This window comes from Pseudoalteromonas sp. MMG010, from assembly GCF_018100905.1.
GTDB lineage: Bacteria > Pseudomonadota > Gammaproteobacteria > Enterobacterales > Alteromonadaceae > Pseudoalteromonas.
This window is the reverse complement of the sequence record NZ_JAGJEG010000014.1, coordinates 61,541-84,228: the sequence shown is the minus strand read 5'-3', so window position 1 is coordinate 84,228 and position 22,688 is coordinate 61,541. Positions and strand designations below refer to the sequence as shown.

The following is a 22,688-nucleotide window of genomic DNA, read 5'->3' as shown; positions in this document are numbered from 1 at the left end:
GTTAACTCTAAAAAGCAAGGTTCTTTTGGTTACGTACCAACTGAACTTGCAAAAGAAATGCTGGAAAGTGGTGACACTGACTTACCAATAATTATTTAATAAAGTTTAGATAGTTATAAAGTATAAGTATGCCCTCGATAAAAAGCCCTGTAAATCTAATCGGTTAAATGAATAACTAAACTGATGTTAGGGATTTTATTAGCTAATAGCATGACCTTTTATGAATTTCAGAAGAGAGGGCGATGAGCAAAAAAATTAAGAGCACTACAAAGGGAGCCTTTCGCGGAATGACTTAGCACAGATATACGTCTTTAATTCAAAAATTACACGAATTTCGTTACTAGGAGCGATCCCCAATCAACCGTGGCTTCTTTTTAGAATGAAATTTAGGGAAAATCTAGGTGGTCCTAGTTGACCTTGGTCGGGATTGGCGACTTATCTAATAAAACAGTAAAGAGATTGTGATTACTCACCATACAACCCAAATATTTAGTGGAGATGGTGGCCCCTCCCAGACTCGAACTGGGGACCTAACGATTATGAGTCGTGTGCTCTAACCAACTGAGCTAAGGGGCCAACAACCATTAGCGTTGATAGTAACGCTAACTTTTTAACGTTTAGCCACTGAGCGACTAAAGCGGGTTGCAGTATAAAAACTTTTTATGGCCTTGTCACTAGCAAAAAGCGTTATTTTCCTAAAGTTCAGTTCAACTGATTAAATAGTAAGCTTTATGTAGTCTAATTAAGCGAGTTTTTATATTTTAGAGGATCTATTTTTTCGCAATAATATAAATTGCGTGAATAATACCCGGTATATAACCAAATAAGGTGAGTACGATATTGATCCAAAAATGTAATCCAAGACCTACTTGTAAAAATACACCAAGCGGCGGCAGTAAAATTGATAAAATAATTCTAATAATGTCCATTGCACTTCTCCTAATAAAGTTAAACGGCAAAAAGCCCAGTTTTACTGGGCTTTAAACTATGAAGATTATTCAGCAATAATTGTTAGTTCATCAACAACATCACGTACATCTTCAGCATTTTTAGCAATATTTACTGCTAACTGCTTTTCTGCTTTTGATTCAACTGTACCATTTAAGGTTACAATTCCTTGATCGGTATCAACATCGATATCAGTCCCATCAACTTCTGAATCAAATAAGTAACGTGTTGTAATGACTGTCGTGATTTTCGCATCGGTTAAATCATTGTCGTCTTCGTCATGCATGTTTTTATTACTTGCATGCTTACTGTCCATAGACTTTACAATCGTTAGTTCATTATCAACACCTGTAACACCGTCTAGACTAACAATTAATTCTTCAGCTAACTCTTTATCTAGCTCACTTTCAACTTTACCAGTTAATACTACTTTACCGTTTTTAACATCGGTATTAATGTCAAAGTTGTTAAGATTAGTGTTCATTAAAAGAACGGTTTCTGCTTTACCATCAATCCAGGCATCTTTACTTTCATTTTCCCAGCTACTCGCTTGAGCACCCATTGCTGTTGTACCTAGAACTAGCGCGGCGATCATAGACTTGTTAAATGTTTTCATAATAGTTTCCTTTTTGATTAAAGACACTTTAACTAATGCGAACTTCGGGCCAACAAAACAATCCTTATTAAACAACAACTTATAAAAAATAATACAGAACATAACAATCCATTTAGAAAATATTTACATACAAATCGGTAGAATTTTCTTAATGACTAAAAATCGCTACACGTGGTGTGTGATTTTATTAATCTATAGTTAATGTAAAACTCGCAGTATGCCTGTTAAAAAAGCGTATCTTACAAAACTAAACATCGATTGATTAATACTTTGCTGAGTCCACACAATAAGCTCATTAAGCCAAGCTCTGCTATAGATCATTATTGCGCTCACTCGGTATATCACTCAAATACTCTACAAACTCAACTTCAAAACCTGCCGGGTCAATAAAGTACACGTTTTTTCTAAACGGGTTATCTATTCCTGGTTTAGCTATTTTAAAGCCTGCGTTTTCTAGTCGTTTTATCACACTGTTTAAGTTATTCGTTACATAAGCAAAATGCGCTAAACCAACTTGATGATCGCTAAGATCACGATTATCTCCCTCGCCATTATCACTGATCGCTATATATTGATGATCATTTCCAAAATGCAACCAGCGCCTTGGCTTATTGTACCAACGTCCCTCACCTTCACTTCTTATTTTCCAGCTTGGAAAAGCTGCTTGATAAAATTTAAGCATGGCATCGACATTACTCACGACTAAGTTTACGTGCTCTAAATACATCTATTAATTCCCAATTGTTTGTTTAATTTAAACCCAAGATACAACCTCAAGTTAGCTTTAGGTAAAGCGTTTTTTATTTCATTTTTTTCTTTTTCGATCAGAGCCGTACAAAAAAACAACAAAACTAATTGTAGTTAGCTGTTTACTTTGTGCTAAAAATCGCTAAAATACGCCGGCTTAAATATATAAACGTTCTTTTACAACCCAAGGGTAATACCATGCATCCAATGTTAAACATTGCGGTTCGCGCTGCGCGTAACGCAGGCAAAATTTTACTTCGTGCAAGCGAAGATTTATCAAAAGTTGAAGTGCAACAAAAAGGCACTAACGACCTAGTAACTAACATTGATAAAGAAGCTGAAGCCGTAATTCGTGATACTATTTTAAAGTCGTACCCAGATCACTGCATTGTTGGTGAAGAGTTAGGCGAGCATAAAGGCAAAGATGCAGATTACCAATGGATTGTAGACCCTCTTGATGGCACAACTAACTTCATTAAGGGTATTCCTCACTACGCGGTATCTATCGCACTTAAAGTAAAAGGTCGTTTAGACCAAGCTGTTGTTTACGATCCAATCCGTGGCGAGCTTTTCACAGCGTCTCGTGGTCAAGGTGCACAATTAAACAGCAAGCGTTTACGTGTATCTAAATCGGTTGAATTAGCAGGTTCTATTTTAGCAACTGGTTTCCCATTCAAACAAAAACACCATTTAGATGCATACTCTGATGCATTCAAAGCTTTATTCATTCACACTGCTGATATTCGTCGTGCAGGCTCAGCCGCACTTGATATGGCTTATGTTGCAGCGGGCCGTGTTGATGGATTTTTCGAAATTGGTTTAAAACCTTGGGATACAGCAGCAGGCGAGCTACTTATTAAAGAAGCTGGCGGAATGGTTGTCGATTTTGCAGGTGGCGTTAATTACACAACGAGCGGTAATATTATTTGTGGTGCTCCTAAGTTAACTCAAGCAATAATCCGTGAAATTCGCCCGGTGTTAACTGAATCATTACTACGTTAATTTTTAATATTGTTAACGTTTAAAAAGGAGCCTAGGCTCCTTTTTTTATATCTAAATTTTAATAAAATGGGTTATCTAATTTTATTTCTTGTACCTTACTGTTATAGGGTAAGGCTGCTATATCGTCTGCAAAATATTGGTTAAATAACGCATCAAACTCACCATTATTTATCATCGCCGTTAAACCCCTTTGCACCGCTGCAGCTAATTCTGGTTTGCTTTTCGATACAAAATAATAAAACCCTGTTGGGTAGCTTATAAATAAATTAGGCACAATGACTAAATCACTTTGCTCATTGGCTTTTAGCTCTGAACCAACTTCAATAAACGAACGCGGGAAATAGTCAATTCGGCCTTTGCCCGTTAGCATAAACATAGCTTGATAGTTTGCTAATGGCCTTACGTTTAACCCGTTATGTGCCAGTATTTTTGTATCTGGCCAATCATGCCCTTGTACCGATGACAACTTAGCAAGTTGCTCCACGGTTTTTATTTGTTTAAAACGCTCTAAATTTCGCTTTTTAGTTAACAACGCTCGTTTACCAATAAACCCTTTATATAACGGTATTTTAATAGCAATAGCTAACGATTCTCGCTCAGGGCTATTCATACTCCAAAACAGGTCTAAGTTTTTTGTATCTAAGGCTATTAACGTGCGCTGTTGATGAGGGTGTATAAGTACTTGGTTTATTTCGGCACTATATTTAGCTTCAGCCAATGCTTTTTCTAAAAGCGTTAGTAGGTATTCATCACGTTTATATTGCACTCGTTGTTCTTGCGCTATATTTATAATATTTGTTGCATATGAGTGCACACTAAATAAAGCGAAGCTCACCATGATTACAATCACTCTTAAGCACAACATAACCTACTCCTATTTTTTATAGCTGAGATAAATATCTAGTTTTGCTATGAATATAAAGTTAGCACTGTTTTTCTATGCTTGCACTGTTATCTTTAAAAGGAGTCTGGGGGTATATAAACAAAAAAGCCCGATTAACTCATGCCATGAGTTAATCGGGCTTTTTATATCGATGCTTTATAAATTAAACAATAGTAGCGACACCTATTAAGGCATAGCGTCTAAATCAGCACCTTCTTTTTCTATAACTTCTGGTATTAAATCTTCTTTACTCACACCCATTGCAATGGCAACAGAGCTTGCTACATAAATAGAAGAATAAGTACCAATAAACACACCAAACAGTAATGCAGTAGCAAAACCATGGATTGTTTGTCCGCCCCATGCAAATAGTGCAATAAGTACCAAAATAGTTGTTATAGAGGTCACTAGAGTACGGTTAAGTGTTTGCGTTAACGACAAGTCGATAATTTCAATGGTGTCGTCGATGCGTACTTTACGGAAGTTTTCACGTATACGGTCCGATACAACAATCGTATCATTTAACGAGTAACCAATAACCGCTAAAATTGCCGCTAATATGGTTAAGTCAAACTCTAGCCCTAATATCGAAAATAACCCTAAGGTAATTAAAACATCGTGTAATAGTGCACCTACCGCACCCACAGCAAAGCGCCACTCAAATCTAAAGGCAACATAGATTAAGATACAAATAAGCGCTGTTAGCATTGCTAAACCGCCCTGCTCTTTTAAATCTTCCCCTACACTTGGACCTACAAACTCAATGCGTCGCATAACAACACTGTCATCGGCTTGTTTTAGTGCTGCTATTACTTGGTTACCAATAACTTCGGCTTTTACGTCTGCACCACGCGGTGCTAAACGTACCAAAATATCTTGGCTCGAGCCAAATAGCTGTACAGAGGCATCGGCAAAGTCGTTTTCAGCTAACACCGAACGTATTTTTTTCAGATCAGCTGGCTGCGAAAAACCAACCTCAACCGCGGTACCGCCGGTAAAATCTAAACCAAAATTTAAGCCTTTAGTAAAAAATGAGGCAAACGACGCTAATATTAATAACGTTGAAAAACCCATTGCTACTTTACGAAAAGACATGAAACCGAGTGTTCTACCACCTAATTTTAAAATTTGCATGTCAGTTCCTTAAATTGAAAGTTTATCAATGCGCTTACCACCAATAAATAAGTTGATCACCGCACGGGTACCAACAATGGCTGTAAACATCGACGTTAAAATACCAATTGCAAGAGTAACCGCAAAACCAGCAACAGGGCCTGTACCCACTGCAAACAGAATAACGGCAGCAATTAATGTGGTTATATTGGCATCAAATATGGTGCTAAATGCGCTATCGTAACCAAAGTGAACGGCCTGTTGAGGACTACGCCCATCGGCTAGCTCTTCACGGATACGTTCAAAAATAAGTACGTTTGCATCAACGGCCATACCAACAGTAAGTACAATACCTGCAATACCTGGTAGCGTTAATGTTGCACCTGGGATCAACGACATAACACCCACAATAAGGACTAAGTTTGCAGCAAGTGCCACATTTGCAACCATGCCAAAGCCTTTGTAGTAAACAAGCATAAACACTAATACAAACGCAAAGCCAAGTGCTACTGCCATCATACCTGCTTCGATATTTTCTTGTCCTAAGCTTGGTCCTACTGTGCGCTCTTCAACAATTTGAATTGGCGCCACAAGTGCACCAGCACGTAATAATAAGCTTAAGTTATGTGCCTCAGCAGGGTTATCAATACCTGTAATACGAAATGAACGGTCTAAACGCGCTTGAATTGTCGCTACGTTAATCACTTCTTCAACCTTTATAGGTGGAAGCGCTTTACCGTTTTCATCTTTTTTACCCGATGGCTTATATTCGATAAATACCGTTGCCATACTTTTACCAATAGCACGTTTGGTAAAGGCATTCATTTTTGCCCCCCCTTTGCTATCTAAGGTAATACTTACTTGAGGACGTTGATATTCATCACTGCCAGATTGTGCACCAGTGATGTGGCTACCTTCTAGTATAACGCGCTTTTTCAGTACAACAGGGTAACCGTTACGGTCATTGATAACTTTAGTACCGGCAGGAATACGCCCTTGAGCAGCGGCACTACGATCCGCGTTTTCGTCTACTTCACGAAACTCTAAAGTAGCTGTAGCTCCTAAAATTTCTTTAGCGCGAGCGGTATCTTGTACACCAGGTAACTGAACAATAATTCGTTCTGCGCCTTGGCGCTGCACATTAGGCTCAGCCACACCAATTTGGTTGATACGATTACGAATAATGGTTTCGTTTTGCTTAATCGCATAGTCACGAATTTCTTTGAGCTTTTGTTCACTCATACTAGCGTAAAAAGCATTATCGTTGCTGCTGTCATCAACGTATAAATTTAATGGGTAACGAGATTTTAAAAAGCGCTCTGCAGCGTTTTTATCTTCTTCGGTACGCATTTCAACACGCATACGGTCACTTCCAGCAACACGGCGAACCGTTTTATAACGAAGCTTTTCGCCACGTAAGTCGCTACGAAAATCTTGTTCCATTTGCTCTAACTGATTATCAACAGCCGTGGCCATGTCGATTTCCATGGTGAAATGTACGCCACCACTTAAATCTAGGCCTAACTTCATTGGGTTACCGCCAAGCGATTTTAACCAATTAGGTTGTGCCGGTGCCATGTTGATAGCCGATACGTAATCTTCACTTAACGAATCGCGCAATACATCTTGTGCTTTTAACTGCTCTTCAACGGTTTTAAAACGAACAAGTATTTGTCCACTTTCAAGCACAGTTGATTTTACAGTAATATTTTTATTTTTAAGAATAGCGCTTACTTTGTCTAACGCACTGAGGTCAACATCTGCACCTTTAGCACCCGAAACTTGTATCGCCGGATCGCGACCATACAAGTTTGGTGAAGCATATAAAAGGCCAATGGCTACCACAGCGAGAACAAGTAAATACTTCCAAAGTGGAAACTTGTTTAACACAGGGTTGTCCTTATTTTTTTACAGAGACTTCATAGTGCCTTTAGGCAATACAGCAGAAACCGCTGATTTTTGAACCGTTACTTCAGCTTGCTCATTTAATGAAATAACAACGAAATCTTTATCATCTGCAATTTTAACAATTTTACCTACCAAGCCACCTTGGGTAAGTACTTCATCACCTTTGGCCATCGCGCTCATTAAGCTTTTATGCTCTTTTACACGTTTAGCTTGTGGGCGGTAAATTAAAAAGTAAAAAACCAAACCAAAAATTGCTAACATTATTAGCATTTCCACACCGCCACCTGCAGCAGCTGCACCTGTACTTGCGTGTGCATTTGAAATAAATAAACTCATAATAATACTTCCTCTTAATTTTATAGTTTAATTTGTTGTCTCTACCAGCTCTGGTACTTCTTTACCAAGGCGGGCATAAAAATCATTTACAAACTCGTCTAGCTGACCTTTACTAATGGCGTTACGTAACCCTTCCATTACACGTTGATAGTAACGTAAGTTATGAATGGTGTTTAGTCTTGCACCTAAAATTTCATTACATTTATCAAGGTGATGTAAATAAGCACGCGAATAGTTTTTACAAGTATGACAATCACACTCAGGGTCAAGTGGACCGGTATCTGTTTTATGAACTGCGTTACGAATTTTAATTACACCCGTTGTAATAAATAAATGACCATTACGAGCATTACGTGTTGGCATTACACAGTCAAACATATCAATACCACGGCGTACTGATTCAACTAAGTCTTCAGGTTTACCCACACCCATTAAATAACGCGGCTTATCTTGCGGCATTTTATAGGCACAATGATCTAAAATATTGATCATTTCATTTTTTGGCTCACCGACTGATAATCCACCTAGCGCATAACCATCAAAACCAATTTCTTCTAAACCGGCTTGCGATTGTGCACGAAGTTCAGGGTACATACCCCCTTGGATTATCCCAAATAAGGCCGCAGGGTTATCACCATGACCTTCTTTTGAACGCTTAGCCCAACGAAGAGAAAGCTCCATTGAATCTTTCGCTTCTTTTTCGGTAGCAGGGTAAGGCGTACATTCATCAAAAATCATCACAATATCTGAGCCTAAATCGCGCTGCACTTGCATTGATTTTTCAGGCGACATCATAATTTGATCACCATTGACTGGTGATTGAAACATAACGCCTTCTTCAGTAATTTTACGCATAGCACCTAAGCTAAATACCTGAAAGCCACCTGAATCAGTTAATATAGGAAAATCCCAATTCATAAAGTCATGTAAATCACCATGTTGCTTAATGATTTCAGTACCTGGACGTAACATCAAGTGAAAGGTATTGCCTAAACAAATTTGTGCGCCGGTCTCTTTAACTTCATCAGGGGTCATCCCCTTTACAGTACCGTATGTACCTACTGGCATAAATGCAGGAGTTTCAATAACCCCTCTATCGAATATCAAGCGGCCGCGACGCGCTTTACCATCAGTACAATCTAATTCAAATTTCATATTATCCTCATTGTCGGAAAAACAGTCCAACAGCTATAAATTAACCGCTCGATTCTACCCTTTTTACGCGCTTAATACTATCTACTGCGATAAATTGAAAATTGATTAAACCAATAAACTAAAAACCCAGCTCGAAGGCTGGGTTTTACTATTATTTACGCGTTAAAAACATGGCGTCGCCGTAGCTAAAAAAGCGATATTTTTGTTCTATCGCCGTATTGTAAGCCGCCATAATATTGTCTTGTCCCGAAAAGGCACTTACCAGCATGATTAAAGTTGACTCAGGCAAATGAAAATTTGTCACCATGGCATCAACCACATTAAATTTATAGCCTGGATAAATAAAAATATCGGTATCGCCAAAGTAAGTATTTAATTTACCACCGTGTACTTTAGCTGCCGACTCTAATGAGCGTACAGACGTTGTACCTACAGCGATAACTCGCCCACCTCTGGCTTTTGTTTGCTCTACTGCGGTTACAACATCATCAGGTACTTCAATGTACTCCGAGTGCATTTCATGCTCATCGATGGTGGCAACTCTTACCGGCTGAAATGTCCCCGCCCCAACATGCAATGTAACAAATGCCATTTGCACGCCTTTTTCTTTAAGTGCAGCCATTAACTTATCATCAAAGTGCAACCCAGCAGTCGGTGCAGCTACGGCCCCTGGTTTTTCACCATACACTGTTTGGTAACGTTCACGGTCAGCTTCGTTATCTGGGCGGTCAATATAAGGAGGTAAAGGCATGTGCCCTACGTCGTTTAAAATATCGAGTACGTTTTTACTGTGCTCAAACTCAAGTTCAAACAAAGTATCGTGGCGTTTAACCATAACCGCCTTTGCTTTACCTTCGAGTAATAGCTCATTTCCTGGTTTTGGTGATTTACTTGCTCGAATATGCGCAAGCACACGATGCTCATCTAACACACGCTCGACTAATACTTCTACTTTGCCGCCTGAGGCCTTTTCGCCAAACATACGTGCAGGTATCACTTTGGTATTATTAAATACCAATAAGTCATTTTCATTTACTAACTCGAGTATATCGCTAAACACCTTATGAGCGACGTCACCCGTTGGGCCATCAAGCGTAAATAGTCTGCTGCTGGTTCTATCTTGTTTAGGAAAACGAGCAATTAATTCATCAGGTAAGTCAAAGCTAAAATCAGCAACGCGCATTATTAATATTCCACATCTTTTAAAATCGCGCCAAGTGTATACGTATCGCTTAGTAAGCTCAAGAAAAGTGCTGTAGGGTTCATCAAAAACCAAGGAGAAAGGCCGGCTCTATTTTTACCCAAAATAAAAACAAACAATAATTCCTTAGCTGACAAGCACCTAAGTAATTAGTAACTATTTTCTGCTTTTTGTCACTAGCATGGTGTTATTTTTAACCTATAATATAGATACGGACTATGAAATGTCTTGTTATTTATAGTATTACTTAATAAAAACATGACATTACTATTTAAATCTGCAAATAAAGATTTTAAACAGTTTTAAGGAGGAAGTTATGACACAGTTAGTTGTTTTATTACTGCTTATTCATGTAATCATTGCCTACCAATGTTATCGTAATGCAATGGCAAAAGGTTACCCTGTAAAGGTGTTTTCGTGCTTAGGGTTAATCCCTTATTTTAACTTGGTCGTTTGGATTTATTTACTCTTCTTACCCAAACTAGAGCCCTTTAACAGTCCCAACCAACATCAAAAGCAGCCTTTATAGCTGCTTTTTTGTAATTGATTACTTTACACTGCACTGCTGCGCTAAAAAAATCTCCAGCTGTGCTGAGAATAACTTAAAATCTCTTATTCTGCCGGTCGTTTTTCGCCACAAAATACCAATATCTCTATAGGCATTATTTTGCGGTGGTGTTGCGATCATGTTTTTGTCTTTCAAAATACCTGCATTAATCGCCATTTGCGGTAAAAACGTGACCCCTAATTGATGCTCAACCATGCTCAATAAAGTATGTAAGCTTGCGGCTTCAAATGGGTTAATACAGCTTGCACGGTTTAAGTGACACGCACTTAGAGCATGCCCTGTCATACAATGCTCACGCTCTAATAAAAATACACTCGCATCGGGAAGTAAATTAAAATCTTCTACCCCTTTTGCTATCGTGTAGTCTTTATGATGCACCAAACTAAAGCGATCTTGGGCAAGCACTTGTGTATGAAATTTATCGGTTTCGTAAGGGAGTGCTAAAAGAGCTAAATCAATGCTGCCGTGCTCAAGTTTATCCAGTAATTTGTCACTGGTATCTTCTATTAATATAAGTTCTAAATCGGCAAAAGTTTGCTGACAAAAATGATATAAGGGAGCGGCAATAAAGCTGGCTATCGTAGGGATAACACCGACAACTAACTTACCATTTAAAGGCGTTAAAAAGCTTTTTGTTAACTCTTTTAAGCTCAACGTATCATTAATAATGATCCGTGCACGCTCAACCACTTCTTCGCCAACACTGGTGAACATTAAACTACGATTTTCACGCTCAATAAGCTGACACCCTAACGTTTCCTCAAGGTTTTGAATTGCACTACTGAGTGTTGATTGACCAATAAAACAAGCGCTAGCCGCTCGGCCAAAATGTTGATGTTGATGAACTGCGATTAAATACTGCAGCTGTTTAATACTTGGAAGGTTAGTCATAATTTTTTACCACAAATAAAAAGACCCCAACACCAAGGTATTGAGATCTTTTCAAGCTAAAAGTCTTTTAATACGAGCAACTGAAAGAGTTAAACTCCAAATACAGCTCTTAGTATGTAGAAAATAACAATAGCAAGGGCAGCGCCAACTGGCAATGTAATTACCCAAGAAACCACGATATTTCTAACAACACCCATATTTAAAGCAGCAATACCACGTGCCATACCAACACCTAATACCGCGCCCACTAACGTTTGAGTCGTAGAGATTGGTAAACCAGTACCTGATGCAATAACAACTGTTGATGCAGCAGCTAATTCTGCAGCAAAACCACGGCTTGGTGTTAAATGTGTAATACCTTCACCAATCGTTTTAATTACTTTTTTACCTAAAATAGCTAAACCAGCAACAATACCAAAACCACCTAGTGGTAATATCCACCATGCAATTGCTGACTTTTTAGCAATTTCACCATGTTGTTCAACAATGTTCACAACCGCAGCCAATGGACCAATTGCGTTAGCAACATCGTTCGAACCATGAGCAAACGCCATACAACATGCCGTTAGTACCATTAATACAGCAAATACTTTTTCAACATTATTAAATTGCATTGCTTTATCAGCTTTAGGGTCGATGTTTAAACGTGAAATAAACACTTTACCTATAAGAGCAACAATTACAGCAATAGCGATAGAAATTAAGTAGCCTTCAGTCGTTCCTAGGTTAATGCCGATGTGCTTTAAGCCTTTTTTAATTGTTACTAAAGCCATAATGAAACCCGCTAAACCCATGTATACAGGTACATAACGTTTTGCATTTTTTAAAGGAGCATCAGTATCAAATATAAGCTTTTGTGCGCTCATAAAAATTAAGTAAGCAATAAAACCTGATATAGCAGGTGTTACTATCCAGCTACCTACAATACCAGCAACTTTACCCCATTGAATTGCTTCGCTACCTACAGCAACTAAAGCAAAACCAACGATTGCACCAATAATTGAATGCGTAGTTGATACAGGCCAGCCTAAAAATGAAGCGATTAATAACCAAGTACCCGCGGCAAAAAGTGCCGAAATCATACCTAGTACCATCAATTCTGGTATATCTATAAATGGTGTTGCGTCAATAATCCCTTTACGAATCGTTGATGTAACCTCACCACCGGCCAAGTAAGCGCCAGCAAATTCAAAAATCATCGCGATGATTATCGCTTGTTTTATTGTTAATGCTTTTGACCCTACCGATGTACCCATCGCGTTAGCTACATCGTTAGCGCCAATACCATAAGCCATGAAAAAGCCAACTGCAGCTGCAATTAGAATGAGTGTACTACCATAAGATGCAATGATATCCATTGTAAAACCTTAATCTTTTTAGAAAGTATTTATAACATTAACGAGCTAACATTAGCTCTAGTCGTGATCCAACGCGTTCAGCAAAGTCAGCTAACTCGCCAATATTTTCAATGATCTTATATAAAAACATAACATCAATTGGATTAAGATCCTTCTCAAGAGTCATAAGCTGACGACGTATCCTAATTTGCATGTCATCAGTGTCTTGTTCAATCGCATCTAATTTAACTAGCATTTTTTCAACAAGGACGACTTCACGGCCTTTAAAGCCGGTTTCTAGTAATTCTTCAAGTTCATTAATTGCTTTTGCAGCTTGTTCTGTCGCTTCAATACAACGCCCAACATAACTTGCAAAATCTGATTGGATTTGTGAAGGGATATCCATTTTACGGCCAATCACACGCCCAGCAATATCTTTTGCAATATTAGCTATTTTATCTTGTTGAGTAACTAACTCTAATAAGTCAGTACGCTCAACAGGCATAAATAAACCACGCGGTAACTGTAATCTAATATTGCGCTTTAATTCATCTGCCTCACGTTCAATATTGCGAATAACAATACGTTGTGCTTCCGCTTTTTCCCATTGTTTGCCAAAAACAAGTTCAAAGAAAGGTGCTAAAGCAGAACTTGCTTTATTCACCATATGAATATGTTCTTTAATCGGTTTAATAGGAGATTTTGCGAAAACCCCTAAAAATGCATTTGTAGGCATAATTGACCCTTTAATATATTGGTATGCTTTGCAGCTCAAATTTTACAATATTCTCAGTGATTAGAAACGCTTTATTTACTATAAAGTGCGTCTATTCACCCCCAAAACAACGAATAGTTGTTTTAATATACAATGATTAAAAATCTATAACGTTTTCTCTATATCGTCTGTCGATGTATGACGAATATCTTTGCCATTAACAAAGTAAATAATGTATTCAGCTATATTCTGACAACGGTCGCCAATACGCTCCAACGATCTGACTACCCACATTAAATCCATTACTTTAGGTATGGTATTAGGTGCTTGCATCATAAACTGCATTATTTGTTGTGTTTGTACTTCGTATTCGTGATCTATTTTTACATCATTTTTATGCACCATAAATGCGCGTTGAACATCCATACGTGCAAATGCATCAAGTACATCATGTAACATGGTTAAAACTAATCGCCCCATGGTTTCAATATTCACCAACAAGTGTTGTTGGTCTGTGTGAAACTCAGCCAGTGCGACCTTTGCAATACGCTGTGCTTCATCGCCAATTCGCTCTAAATCAACAATTGTTTTTGTGATTGCAATCACTAAACGTAAATCACTTGCCGCAGGTTGGCGTCGGGCGATAATTCGCGCACATTCTTCATCAATGCTTACTTCCATTGCATTGACTTTATAGTCGTTATCACACACTTTTTTAGCCAATTCAGCATCATTTTTACTTAATGCATCTAATGCACTGTTTAGCTGCTGCTCTACTAACCCGCCCATGTTTAATACATGGTTTCTAACGTTTTCAAGCTCTAGATTAAAGCGCCCAGAAATATGCTTGTTGATATTATGTTCCATAGTAACCTTCTTAAGTAATGCAGCTTCACAACTTACCTGTACAGCTAGCCATAACGACCGGTAATATAATCTTCAGTCTTCTTTTTATCTGGTGTGGTAAACAACGTATTAGTATCGGTGTACTCAATTAGCTCACCCATGTGCATAAAGGCCGTTTGATCTGACACTCTGGCCGCTTGTTGCATATTGTGCGTTACAATGACTACCGTATATTTATTTTTTAAATCATTTATTAGCTCTTCGATTACTAGCGTAGAAATCGGATCCAAAGCAGAAGTCGGCTCATCAAGCAATAATACCTCTGGTTCGATTGCTATCGAACGAGCAATAACTAAACGTTGCTGTTGTCCACCCGATAAACCAAATGCACTATCATGAAGCCTGTCTTTTACTTCATCCCACAGTGCCGCACTACGTAACGAATGCTCCACTACTTCATCTAATTTTCGTTTTTCTTTTATACCTTGTAAGCGTAAGCCATAAACTACATTTTCATAAATTGATTTAGGAAAAGGGTTCGGTCTTTGAAACACCATACCGACATTTCTTCTCAGTGCTGCAACATCAATCCCTTTGGCATAAATATTTTGCGCATTTAAAAATATTTCACCCTCAACTTTGCAATTTTCAACTAAATCATTCATCCGGTTAATACAACGCAATAAAGTCGACTTACCACAACCCGATGGACCAATAAATGCGGTTACCTGGCCTTTAGGTATACTCATATTAATATCTTTTAACGCTTGTTTATCACCATAAAATAGATTTAGGTTTTTAATTTGCAATGCTTTTTGTTCATCGGTTAAATTATTTAAATCTAACTTCATAGCAACATCTTGCTGTAGCGCAATCGAAATCATTTGGTTACCTATAAATCTGTTTTAAATTAATGTTCAAGTGTTATGAACTTTTCGCGTAAACGATTACGAATTCTGATCGCCGTTATATTTAAAGCGATAATTACCGACACTAATAAAAATGCGGTTGCGTATACCAAAGGCCTTGCCGCTTCTACATTTGGACTTTGAAAACCAACGTCGTATATATGAAATCCTAAATGCATAAACTTTCTCTCTAAATGGATATAAGGAAAGTTACCATCAAACGGTAAACTGGGGGCCATTTTCACCACCCCAACTAACATTAATGGAGCAACTTCTCCGGCAGCACGCGCCACGGCTAAAATTAACCCGGTCATAATCGCGGGGCTTGCCATAGGGATCACAATACGCCATAGGGTTTCAATTTTAGTGGCCCCCAATGCTAACGAACCATCTCTAATTGAGCTTGGTATGCGCGATAGCCCTTCCTCTGTCGATACAATAACCACAGGTAATGTTAATATTGCGAGTGTTAATGCTGACCACATTACACCCGGTGTACCAAATACAGGAGTTGGTGACGATTCAGGGTAAAATAATTGGTCAATACTGCCCCCCAATACATATACAAAAAAGCCTAAGCCAAAAACACCATACACAATTGAAGGTACACCGGCTAAGTTAATAACGGCTATACGAATCATTTTAGTAAATGCATTTTTTGTCGCATATTCATGTAAATAAATAGCCGCAACAACACCAAACGGCGTCACAATAACCGCCATTAGCATCACCATAAACACAGTCCCAAAAATAGCAGGGAACACGCCCCCTTCGGTATTTGCCTCTCTTGGATCATCACTAACAAATTTACCAAGTTGCATAAAATAATGGCCTAATTTGTCAAATACACTCATATCATTTGGAAACCAAATCGCTAAAACTTCACTGATCTCAAGGGTTACTTGCTCATTACGCATATCGGTAACCACCACTTGATCGCGTTTTGCTTGTTCGCGCAATGCAAATAATTCGGTTTCTAATAATTGAGACTGCTTATACAATTGTTTTTGCTGTTTTGCTATTTCAGCTGCGCGTGCGGGTGTGAACTCATTATCTAACTCATACCCCTTTTGTGTTAAGCGTAGCTGCTCAAGTTGATAATTTATTTTACCAATATCATCACTTTGTAACTTGTGTGCTTGTTTGTTTAATGCAACAGCACGCTCAATAAGTGAATTTAAAACCGCCTGGTTATTTTCAGTTATTGTTTCACCATTTTTAATAACAGCGCTGATATAACCATAAAAATACCCATTTTTACTGCGTTCAATCACCGCTAATCCGCTAGGCGTAGATTGCGATTTAATATCAGTCGTTAAAATCCATCTAAAATCTAGGTCAACATATTCACGGTTACCGGTTTTTATTAATAAGCGTTTAAATTCTGCATTATTGAACGCAGATAAGTCATAACCGGCAGCTGAAAGTTGCTCTCGCGGTACGATTTCTGAATCGTAAACCTCACCTATAACCGTTTGTTTAGGTACAAAGCCTTCTACTTCAAACTGCATCACCTGCGCAGGCCAAAAATAACTTAGCCCTTTAACGGCAATCATCGCTAATAAGCCAATCACGGCAATTAAACTAATACTTAGAGCACCACCAGTGAGCCATATCCAAGGTGTACCAGAGCGAAACCATTCTTTCATCATTTGTTTAGCCCTGCACTACATCGAACTGTATTTTTCACGTAGCTGCTGACGCACATATTCAGCTACGGTATTAAAAATAAAGGTGAAAATAAAAAGCACAAAAGCGGCTAAAAATAGTATCCGATAATGTGAGCTACCGGTTTCAGACTCAGGCATCTCTATTGCAATATTAGCAGCTAAAGTACGCATCCCCTGAAAAACACTCCAATCCATAATAGGGGTATTGCCTGTGGCCATAAGTACAATCATTGTTTCTCCAACAGCACGGCCAAGGCCCATCATTATGGCAGAAAAAATACCCGGACTAGCCGTTAATAACACTACACGCATTAATGTTTGCCACTTTGTAGCGCCCAACGCTAAAGACCCATTTGATAAATGTTTAGGCACACTAAATACCGCATCTTCGGCAATTGTAAATATAGTTGGAATAACAGCAAAGCCCATAGCTAAACCCACCACAAGCGAATTTCGCTGATCGTAAGTCATACCCAGTTCACTGGTTAAATATTGACGAGTATGGCCATCAAAAAACCATAATTCGATAGTCGGGCTCATTGCAAAAGATAGCCACGTTATCAGTATGATAACCGGAATTAATAACAGTGCATGAAAACCTTCGGGTAATTGTTCGCGTATACGAGCTGGCAACTGAGAGTAAGCCAATGCCGTAGCTAATATACTGCCAGGCAATAAAAATAATAACGCTATAATCGCAGGTAAATACTGTTCAATAATGGGGGCAAGCCATAACCCAGCTAAAAAACCTAAAATAACGGTAGGCAAAGCCTCCATGGTTTCAACTGTAGGTTTTACAATTTTTCGCAGTTTATCCGACATAAAATAAGCAGTATAAATTGCTGAACTAACGGCAATAGGCACGGCAAATAACATAGCGTAAAACGCCGCTTTTAACGTACCAAATGTAATAGGCACTAACGAAAACTTAGGCTCAAAATCGTCACTCGCCGAAGATGATTGCCATACATAACTTGGCTCAGGGTAATTCTCATACCATACCTCTTGCCATAATGCAGACCACGTCACTTCTGGGTGCTCATTTTTAATATTAAGTACCGATATATCTTTACCCGCAAGTATAACGGCAGCGTTTGCTCTAGGTGCAATAGCAAATTGTGTTATCGCATGCTCAGAAACCTGGCCTTGCCATAAAGTGCTATCACTGCTTGTATAATAAAGCCCTAGTAAACCATTTTCACCGGTCGTAAAAAAGCTACGACGATAATACTCACCATAAATATGCATGTTAGCTTGCTGAGTGACGTTAAAAGTGCGGACTTTCTTATAAACACGCTCGCTATCGTTATTCACTTCAAACCACTGCGATACCACGGCATTATCATTCACTAACATTAACGAATTAGCACCCGCAAGCAGCTTAGATGACACTATATTGGCATTTTCTTCGTTTGCAGAAAGTACCTGTATTAATGTTATGTTATGTGTATCAAGGGTATCGTAAACATAAATTTGATTTGCAGAGCGAACAAATGCTCGCTTAGCATCAGGTGTTAATAGCAGTTCATCTACTCGCCCACTAAAATCAAGTTCAGCACGCTTTACGCTCCATTGTTGAGCACAACAAAGTGCATCATCGGTTAGATTAAAACGTGTAAATAAAACGCGTTTGTCAGCAGTTAACGCAAGCACCGCCGCATTTTTCTCTTCATGAGTAAACGCAAAACGCGTAATCGCTGAGCTGTTTTGCGCTACTTGTAATGCGTTTTTTCCTAATGGGTAAGACACTTCGGGGGTAAGTACTCGCTGATTATAATCAAAGCGAGCGCTAAACTTAGGTGCAACAATCATAACCGACCCATTTTCAAGACCGTAACCATAAAGGCCCTGAAAAGGAGCGCTATTAGCAAAACTTGTAGCACGACTGGGTAAATTTAACGGGGTTGAATTAATCACATTACCAAATTGCTGATCACCAACAGTATAAAATGCAATTTCACCTTGTTTATACAAAACATAAGCAAATTCTGTTTGCTCTTCAATACCGAGCCCTACAACATGCTCTACGTTTTCAATCGCAAATGTATTGCGCTGCTCTACCTTTGCTGATTCAAAAACGGGCTCAACAACATACAATAAATAGAAAAATATCAGTAATAGCGCAAGTAATACCATTACGCCACCCGCACTGATGCTTAATTGGGCAAATCTATCTTTGATCAGGCGACTACGATCTGTATTAAGTGTCTGCTTTTTTTCAAGTGACGACATCGCAGTGGCCTTAGAGTTTAACGTTTAGCAATTATATTTCATAAATATGACAGCAATGTTACAGTGGTTCAATTTGTAATAAAGTACGTTTATGGCCATACAAATGATACATGTATTTTATTGGACAAAATGCATGTAGAGGTCAATACTGCACTGTAATAAAAAATTAAACCCGCTTTAATATTGACACTAAAGCACGTCAGTAAGTGAATTGTTTTTGGATTTAATCACCTTGTTTTAAAATAACAATCAACCTGCTATGACCTCATTAAAGTTAAAAAGAGAATATTTATGAAGCAATTAGTTATCACTATTTTGGGAAAAGATCGTCCAGGGCTGGTAGAGAGTATTTCTTCGGTAGTATTAGAAAACCAAGGCAATTGGTTAAGCAGTAATTTAAGCCATTTATTAGGTCACTTTGCTGGAATCATACAATTAGAAGTTGCCGAAGCGCATTTTCAGGCATTGTACGATGCATTAAATGATTTACCCGAACTTGAAGTACGAATTGAGGCCGGTGCAGAGCAGCCAACCGAAGCCTTACTTGAACAATTAAACTTTATTATTACCGGCAATGATCGCCCAGGTATTGTACAAGAACTTGCCAGTGTAATTCGTCACAAGGGCGCTAATATTACGCATTTAAACTCACGCCAACAAAGTGCACCAAACTGGGGTGTTCCTATATTTAGTGCCGTTGCAACAGTCTCGTTACCCACAACGGTGAACCGCGATGATGTTATTGAAGCCCTTGAGGCCATTACTAGCGATTTAATCGTTGATGTAGAAGAGGCGTAACTCAGTATTAGTACAACTTAGTATGACTTAACTCTTTTAAGTCATACTTTTGCATATTAATGATTTAATCTGGCAGTTTAATCAATGTATCACCGGGGCACATTTACCACAAAGCTCACTGGCAAAGGCACTCGTACAAATTTTAACTTTTAAAATAACACCCAGTATTAAAAGTGAATAACCCCACGCTATTGGCAGGGCAATTAAAATACGGCTTACATACAACAGATGAGTTACATATCACGGTGGCGATTACTGCTTTGCATCATTTGTTTTAAGCCCTGTCGTTCAAGCTCTAATATCTGATTTAGTTTTTCTATCGCATCATCAATTTTTGCTCGTTCATATAAATATTCGTAAAGCGCAATGACTTTTTGGTGCTCCTGCGATACGTAATTTTGAATCACTTGCTCATCAAATTGCTGCTCTTTGCTAATATCATTAAACGTAATTAACTCTGGATTATCTTCGAAATACTCATAACTAAAGGTATCTAAAGTATTAATTTCAGTAATCGCTTTAAAGCCAACCAGATCTTCAGCTAGTTTTTTCTCATAACTCAAATAGTAATCGACTAACATTGTATTATATTCATCTAACACATCTTTTAAGCTATAAAAATTAGCAGCCATTTGTGTGTGAAATAAAACAGTCCAATCGTACACTTCTTTAATTGTTTTAACTTGCATGTGTATTCCTTAGTAAAGTCGTTGTACCTCACTGTTGCGTAATACATGCCAAATAAAAAGTCTGATAAAACAATATATTAAAAAAACTGTATTCATCACAATTTAATAAATTAAGAACAACTTACACTTAATGAGTAAGTTTTATAGAGCAAAATTAAAACTGAGCGTCATTAAAAATAGTAAATATTGATATCACTAGGCGTTAGTCTTACCTGTCTTAATCAACATACTCGCCGCAATCGAAAACAAGCAATATGCTGTAAAGTACCAAAAGCCTTCACCAAAGGAGGCATTTAAAATAAGCAGTTCACCGCTGTTTCCATGTGCATTACCAGCCAAATAGGTAACAATTAAAGCAATAACAAATACATCAACCATGCTCCATTTACTTAATGCCTGAATTACCTGCCCTAACTTTTGCTTTGCGTTACTTACATTTAAACAGCAATAAATAAGCTGTATAAGTAACTTTATCAGCGGAATAACAATCGAAAATAACGCAACCAGCATAGCCACTAAAAAGTTATTATGCTCAGCTAGCTCGGTGACTGTTCCCCAAATACTGCGTGTTTTTTCATATACATTAATCTCCCCCTCTAAGGCATCAAGACCTAACATACTTGAAAACATCATTAATGTACTTCGCGTACGTCTATCTCCTTCTTCTGCCAGCATCTCGATTCCGGCTTGTGCCAACTGAGATTTATCAATACTTCCTTCAATACTTAAAACAGGCTTTGTTATACCAGGGATCAATAAACACAAAGCAATTATGACACTTAATACGGTTAACCAATTACGCATACTTAAGACGCCATTGATTCAATAATTTCGTCAGCATAAAAAATGGACTCCAAAATATATTCATTAAAAACATCGTCTGCCAAAGCGCCTTGCGCTTTATTTAATAGCAAATTAGTTACATCTGCACTATCGGCTTCAATTGCACGCACTAAAGCTAAACACTCTCCTAACTTTCCTTGTGATAATAATAGTGCGTTCGCTATTCTCTTATCTAACCCTAACTCTGAGACAATCATTTCCAAGTCTAAATCTAACATGGCATCTAATAAAGAAAGCAATCCAACTAAATAACCTTGTTGTGATAAATTATGATCGTCTCCCAACAACAATGATAATAACTTAGCTCTAGTTAAAGCAAGTTTTGTCAGTTCAACCGGCTTATTACTCCCTAACTCACTAATAGCTAAAATCCGTACAAACTGACGAATCGCATCTTCACCTAAAAATACAACGGCTTGTGGAATAGAGGTAATTACTAAATTATTTTTTCCTAGCCGGGCATTAGCCAGTTTTAATATTCGTGCTGTCACACTGATATCTCGTGATACTTTTTGGTGAATTTCTTCAAAGCATAAATCACTTTTAGCGGTACAACTTAATAGTTCAAACACGGTTGTTTTAGAGGGGTCGAGTCGAGTAGAAGAAAGCATTTCAGGGCGTGCAAAAAAGTAGCCTTGAAAATACATACAACCTGCGGCTTTTAGCTGCTTAAATTGTTTGTACGTTTCTATTCGCTCTACAATCACCTTTATGTGCGGGTAGTTATGCTTGAGTAACTTTAGCTGCATAACCGTTTTAACAGTCGTTTCATCTATTTCTAGCTTTATAAAGTTCACTAATGATAACAACGGCTCCCATTTAGGGTCGCCATCATAATCATCAAGTGCAAATATATAGCCTTCTTTTTTTAACTTTGAAACACTTTTTACAACTTGTGCAATATTATCGGTCCGCTCTACTATTTCAATAACCACCGATTTAGGCTCTAACACCTTGGGTGTTTCAGCTAATAAAGAGTCTGTCGAGAGGTTAACAAAAGTAGGTTTATTAGCGGTTAATCTCTCTACCCCAATAAACATCAGTGAATTAAGAAAAACCCTGCTAGTGGCTAATTCATCAGAGGTGCCGATGGGAAAGCTATTTTTTGATGAATCACGATATAATAACTCATAGGCATACACGCTTTTATCAGCATTAAAAATAGCTTGTCGTGCGATATATTGATTAATATTTGTTGTCAAAAGGGTATATCCAATAGATTACTTTATACTTTAAGTGTTCGTTCACAAAACAGGTACTTTACTACTAAAAAAATAATATT

Annotated in this window: 22 protein-coding genes and 1 tRNA gene; 3 read left to right on the top strand and 20 right to left on the bottom strand. The window is 38.1% G+C overall.

Going from position 1 to position 22,688, the window contains the following annotated elements; all coding sequences use genetic code 11:
* Positions 1–499: 499 nt before the first annotated feature.
* The 4 genes from J8L70_RS13630 to J8L70_RS13615 all read right to left on the bottom strand — a co-directional run bounded on the left by J8L70_RS13630 (position 500) and on the right by J8L70_RS13615 (position 2,291).
* Positions 500–576 (bottom strand) — tRNA-Ile (locus J8L70_RS13630).
* Between the two features lie 194 nt (positions 577–770).
* Complete coding sequence (locus tag J8L70_RS13625) at positions 771–929, bottom strand: YqaE/Pmp3 family membrane protein (RefSeq protein WP_211056147.1); 159 nt, start codon at positions 927–929, stop codon at positions 771–773.
* Between the two features lie 65 nt (positions 930–994).
* A complete protein-coding gene (locus J8L70_RS13620; protein ID WP_211056146.1) occupies positions 995–1,564 on the bottom strand; it encodes a BON domain-containing protein in 570 nt (189 codons plus the stop codon).
* A gap of 310 nt (positions 1,565–1,874) precedes the next feature.
* Positions 1,875–2,291, bottom strand: a complete 417-nt coding sequence (locus J8L70_RS13615; RefSeq protein ID WP_211056145.1) for a VOC family protein — start codon at positions 2,289–2,291, stop codon at positions 1,875–1,877.
* A gap of 218 nt (positions 2,292–2,509) precedes the next feature.
* On the opposite strand from J8L70_RS13615, the gene suhB reads away from it, so the two are divergent.
* A complete protein-coding gene (gene suhB, locus J8L70_RS13610) occupies positions 2,510–3,313 on the top strand; it encodes an inositol-1-monophosphatase (RefSeq protein ID WP_211056144.1) in 804 nt (267 codons plus the stop codon).
* Positions 3,314–3,371: 58 nt separating this feature from the next.
* Here the strand turns inward: suhB and J8L70_RS13605 are convergent, their stop codons facing one another.
* The 6 genes from J8L70_RS13605 to queA form a co-directional block, all read right to left on the bottom strand.
* Positions 3,372–4,178: a transporter substrate-binding domain-containing protein gene (locus J8L70_RS13605; RefSeq protein WP_211056143.1), complete on the bottom strand. Its 807-nt coding sequence runs from the start codon at positions 4,176–4,178 to the stop codon at positions 3,372–3,374.
* 204 nt (positions 4,179–4,382) lie between these two features.
* On the bottom strand, positions 4,383–5,330 hold the full coding sequence (gene secF / locus J8L70_RS13600; RefSeq protein ID WP_211056142.1) for a protein translocase subunit SecF: 948 nt from the start codon (positions 5,328–5,330) through the stop codon (positions 4,383–4,385).
* Between the two features lie 9 nt (positions 5,331–5,339).
* Positions 5,340–7,199: a protein translocase subunit SecD gene (secD, locus tag J8L70_RS13595; protein WP_211056141.1), complete on the bottom strand. Its 1,860-nt coding sequence runs from the start codon at positions 7,197–7,199 to the stop codon at positions 5,340–5,342.
* Between the two features lie 18 nt (positions 7,200–7,217).
* Complete coding sequence (yajC, locus tag J8L70_RS13590; protein WP_211056140.1) at positions 7,218–7,553, bottom strand: preprotein translocase subunit YajC; 336 nt, start codon at positions 7,551–7,553, stop codon at positions 7,218–7,220.
* Positions 7,554–7,580: 27 nt separating this feature from the next.
* Complete coding sequence (gene tgt, locus J8L70_RS13585) at positions 7,581–8,708, bottom strand: tRNA guanosine(34) transglycosylase Tgt (protein ID WP_211056139.1); 1,128 nt, start codon at positions 8,706–8,708, stop codon at positions 7,581–7,583.
* A gap of 151 nt (positions 8,709–8,859) precedes the next feature.
* A complete protein-coding gene (gene queA, locus J8L70_RS13580; protein WP_211056138.1) occupies positions 8,860–9,891 on the bottom strand; it encodes a tRNA preQ1(34) S-adenosylmethionine ribosyltransferase-isomerase QueA in 1,032 nt (343 codons plus the stop codon).
* A gap of 334 nt (positions 9,892–10,225) precedes the next feature.
* Between queA and J8L70_RS13575 the strand changes: the two genes are divergently transcribed.
* Positions 10,226–10,438: a hypothetical protein gene (locus J8L70_RS13575; RefSeq protein ID WP_211056137.1), complete on the top strand. Its 213-nt coding sequence runs from the start codon at positions 10,226–10,228 to the stop codon at positions 10,436–10,438.
* An 18-nt stretch (positions 10,439–10,456) separates the two neighbouring features.
* Here J8L70_RS13575 and J8L70_RS13570 read toward each other — a convergent pair whose 3' ends face one another.
* From J8L70_RS13570 to J8L70_RS13540, 7 genes are all read right to left on the bottom strand, one after another.
* Complete coding sequence (locus J8L70_RS13570) at positions 10,457–11,368, bottom strand: hydrogen peroxide-inducible genes activator (RefSeq protein ID WP_211056136.1); 912 nt, start codon at positions 11,366–11,368, stop codon at positions 10,457–10,459.
* Positions 11,369–11,457: 89 nt separating this feature from the next.
* Positions 11,458–12,726, bottom strand: coding sequence for an inorganic phosphate transporter (locus J8L70_RS13565; protein WP_211056135.1), 1,269 nt, complete (start codon positions 12,724–12,726; stop codon positions 11,458–11,460).
* A 37-nt stretch (positions 12,727–12,763) separates the two neighbouring features.
* The gene (locus J8L70_RS13560; protein ID WP_211056134.1) at positions 12,764–13,441 is read right to left on the bottom strand and encodes a TIGR00153 family protein; all 678 of its coding nucleotides are present in this window, start codon (positions 13,439–13,441) and stop codon (positions 12,764–12,766) included.
* 144 nt (positions 13,442–13,585) lie between these two features.
* Complete coding sequence (phoU, locus tag J8L70_RS13555; protein ID WP_211056133.1) at positions 13,586–14,287, bottom strand: phosphate signaling complex protein PhoU; 702 nt, start codon at positions 14,285–14,287, stop codon at positions 13,586–13,588.
* A gap of 44 nt (positions 14,288–14,331) precedes the next feature.
* The gene (gene pstB / locus J8L70_RS13550; RefSeq protein ID WP_211056132.1) at positions 14,332–15,150 is read right to left on the bottom strand and encodes a phosphate ABC transporter ATP-binding protein PstB; all 819 of its coding nucleotides are present in this window, start codon (positions 15,148–15,150) and stop codon (positions 14,332–14,334) included.
* A 26-nt stretch (positions 15,151–15,176) separates the two neighbouring features.
* Positions 15,177–16,826, bottom strand: coding sequence for a phosphate ABC transporter permease PstA (pstA, locus tag J8L70_RS13545; protein ID WP_211056131.1), 1,650 nt, complete (start codon positions 16,824–16,826; stop codon positions 15,177–15,179).
* A gap of 15 nt (positions 16,827–16,841) precedes the next feature.
* A complete protein-coding gene (locus J8L70_RS13540) occupies positions 16,842–19,076 on the bottom strand; it encodes an ABC transporter permease subunit (protein WP_211056130.1) in 2,235 nt (744 codons plus the stop codon).
* Positions 19,077–19,367: 291 nt separating this feature from the next.
* Between J8L70_RS13540 and J8L70_RS13535 the strand changes: the two genes are divergently transcribed.
* Complete coding sequence (locus tag J8L70_RS13535; RefSeq protein ID WP_211056129.1) at positions 19,368–19,874, top strand: ACT domain-containing protein; 507 nt, start codon at positions 19,368–19,370, stop codon at positions 19,872–19,874.
* 233 nt (positions 19,875–20,107) lie between these two features.
* On the opposite strand, the gene J8L70_RS13530 is transcribed toward J8L70_RS13535, so the two are convergent.
* The 3 genes from J8L70_RS13530 to J8L70_RS13520 all read right to left on the bottom strand — a co-directional run bounded on the left by J8L70_RS13530 (position 20,108) and on the right by J8L70_RS13520 (position 22,608).
* Positions 20,108–20,563: a hypothetical protein gene (locus tag J8L70_RS13530; RefSeq protein ID WP_211056128.1), complete on the bottom strand. Its 456-nt coding sequence runs from the start codon at positions 20,561–20,563 to the stop codon at positions 20,108–20,110.
* Between the two features lie 195 nt (positions 20,564–20,758).
* A complete protein-coding gene (locus J8L70_RS13525; protein ID WP_211056127.1) occupies positions 20,759–21,367 on the bottom strand; it encodes a paraquat-inducible protein A in 609 nt (202 codons plus the stop codon).
* Between the two features lie 2 nt (positions 21,368–21,369).
* Complete coding sequence (locus J8L70_RS13520) at positions 21,370–22,608, bottom strand: HDOD domain-containing protein (RefSeq protein ID WP_247664831.1); 1,239 nt, start codon at positions 22,606–22,608, stop codon at positions 21,370–21,372.
* Positions 22,609–22,688 lie beyond the last annotated feature (80 nt).